The organism is Phenylobacterium sp., from assembly GCF_024508875.1.
Lineage (GTDB): Bacteria > Pseudomonadota > Alphaproteobacteria > Caulobacterales > Caulobacteraceae > Phenylobacterium.
Window position 1 is genome coordinate 1 of sequence record NZ_JANINU010000278.1, and the last position, 2507, is coordinate 2507.

Annotated in this window: 1 protein-coding gene; it reads right to left on the minus strand. The window is 69.5% G+C overall.

The features are described 5' to 3' along the window. Positions 1-2507, minus strand: a 2507-nt coding sequence (locus Q0L11_RS18855; protein WP_296599286.1) for a glutamate synthase central domain-containing protein, incomplete at both ends; no start/stop codon positions are given.

Genomic DNA, 2507 nt, shown 5'->3' on the forward strand with positions numbered 1-2507 from the left:
TCGCCGGGCTTGGCGCCCTGGCTGACCTTGATCTCGATCTCGCGGCACTGGTTCAGGTATTCGGCGGTCACGCCGAACCGGCCCGAGGCGATCTGCTTCACGGCCGAGTTGGGGTTATCGCCGTTGGGCAGCGGCTGGTATCGCGTGCGGTCCTCGCCGCCCTCGCCCGAGACGCTCTTCGCCCCGATCCGGTTCATGGCGATGTTGAGGACGCCGTGCGCCTCGGGCGCCAGCGCGCCCATGCTCATGCCGGGGGTCAGGAAGCGCTTGCGGATTTCGTTGACGCTCTCGACCTCCTCAAGCGGCGCCGGCTTGGCCTCGGTCCGGATGTCCAGCAGGTCGCGGAGCTGGATCGCGGGCATGGCGCGCATGCCCTCGGAGAAGCGCTTGTAGATCTGGTAGTCGCCGGTGTCGCAAGCCCGCTGCAGGGTGTGGATCATCCGCGCCTCGAAGGCGTGCGCCTCGCCCGAGCGGCGCGCCTTGTAGAACCCGCCCACCGGCAGGCTGATCGCCGCCGGGTCCCAGGCCTTGCGGTGCAGCTCCACCGCCTTGGCCTCCAGGCCGGCCAGGCCGATGCCCGAGATGCGCGACGGCATGCCCGGGAAGAACTCGGCCACCAGGCTGCGCGACAGGCCGACGGCCTCGAAGTTGTAGCCGCCGCGGTAGGACGAGATCACCGAGATGCCCATCTTGGAGATGATCTTGAGCAGCCCGCCCTCGATCGCCTTCTTGTGGTTCAGGCACAGGTCGCGCAGCGACAGCTCGCCGGTCAGGCCGCGCTCCTGCCGGTCCAGGAAGCTTTCCTGCGCCAGGTAGGCGTTCACCGCCGTCGCGCCCACGCCCACCAGGACGGCGTAGGCGTGGGTGTCCAGGCATTCGGCCGAGCGGACGATGAGGGAGACGTAGCTGCGCAGCCCCTTGCCCACGAGCCACGAGTGGACGCCGCCGGTCGCCAGGATCATCGGCAGCGCCACGCGCTCGGCGCCCGAGGCCATGTCGCTGAGCACGATGGTCGAGCAGCCCCGCAGCGCCGCCTCCTCGGCCTCCGAGCGGATACGGTCCAGGTTGGCCCGCAGGGCGTCGCCGCCGCGCGCGTCCGCCGCCGGGATCGGCATGGTGCAGTCGACCAGCGCGACGTTCTTCTCGCCGATCTCGGCGATCACCCGCTCGTACATGCCGTTGGTCAGCACCGGGCTTTCCATCACGAACACGTCGGCCTGGGTCTCGTTCTCGGCGAGGATGTTCCCCAGGTTCTTGAACCGGGTCTTCAGGCTCATCACCCCGGCTTCGCGCAGGGAGTCGATGGGCGGGTTGGTCACCTGGCTGAAGTTCTGCCGGAAGAAGTGGCTCAGCGGCCGGTAGCCGTCGGACAGCACCGCCAGCGGCGTGTCGTCGCCCATCGAGCCCACGGCCTCCTTGGCGTCCTCCACCATCGGCGCCAGGACCAGTTCCAGGTCCTCCAGCGTCACGCCCGCGGCCGCCTGCCGGCGCACCAGTTCCTCGCGGCCGTAGAGGCGCGGCTCGACCCCGGGGCCGATCTTCTCCTCCAGGTCCACCATGTTGCCGAGCCAGCGGTCGTAGGGGTGCTGGGCGGCCAGGCGGTCCAGGATCGCCTCCTCGTCGTAGAGGCGGCCCTCGGCCAGGTCGACGGCCAGCATCCGGCCGGGCTCGACGTGGGTCTTGCGGACGATACGGCTCTCCTCGACGCGGCACATGCCGGCCTCCGAGCCCACGATCAGCAGGCCGTCCGAGGTCTGGGCCACGCGCATCGGGCGCAGGCCGCTGCGGTCCTTGCCCGCCACCACCCAGCGGCCGTCGCTGGCGCACACCGCGGCCGGTCCGTCCCAGGGCTCCATCACCGCGTTGCAGTACGAGTAGAGGGCCCGGTGGCTGGCCTTCATCTGCTCGGCCGAGCGGTTGTTCCAGGCCTCGGGCATCAGCAGCGTCTTGGCCATCGGCGCCTCGCGCCCGGCGCGCACCAGCACCTCGAAGGTGTTGTCCAGCGCCGCGCTGTCCGAGCCGCCAGGCTGGATCACCGGCTTGATGTCGTCCTGGTAGTCGCCGAACGCCGAGGCCGCCATGCGGATCTCGTGGCTCTTCATCCAGTTGACGTTGCCCTTCAGCGTGTTGATCTCGCCGTTGTGGGCCAGCATCCGGAACGGCTGGGCCAGCCGCCATTCCGGGAAGGTGTTCGTCGAATAGCGCTGGTGGAACACCGCCACCGCCGCCTTGAAGCGCGGGTCGGTCAGGTCGGGATAGAACTCGTCGATGTGCTGGGCGAGGAACATCCCCTTGTAGATCAGCGCCCGCGCCGACAGCGAGCAGATGTAGAAGTGCTGGATGTTGGCCTGGGCGACGCGCTTCTCGATCCGCTTGCGGCAGAGGAACAGCGCCCGCTCCAGCGCCTCGCCCTCCATCCCCTTGGGGGGCGACAGCATGATCTGCTCGATCTCGGGGCGGGTGGCGTTGGCCTTCTCGCCGATCACCGAGGTGTCGGTCGGCACCTG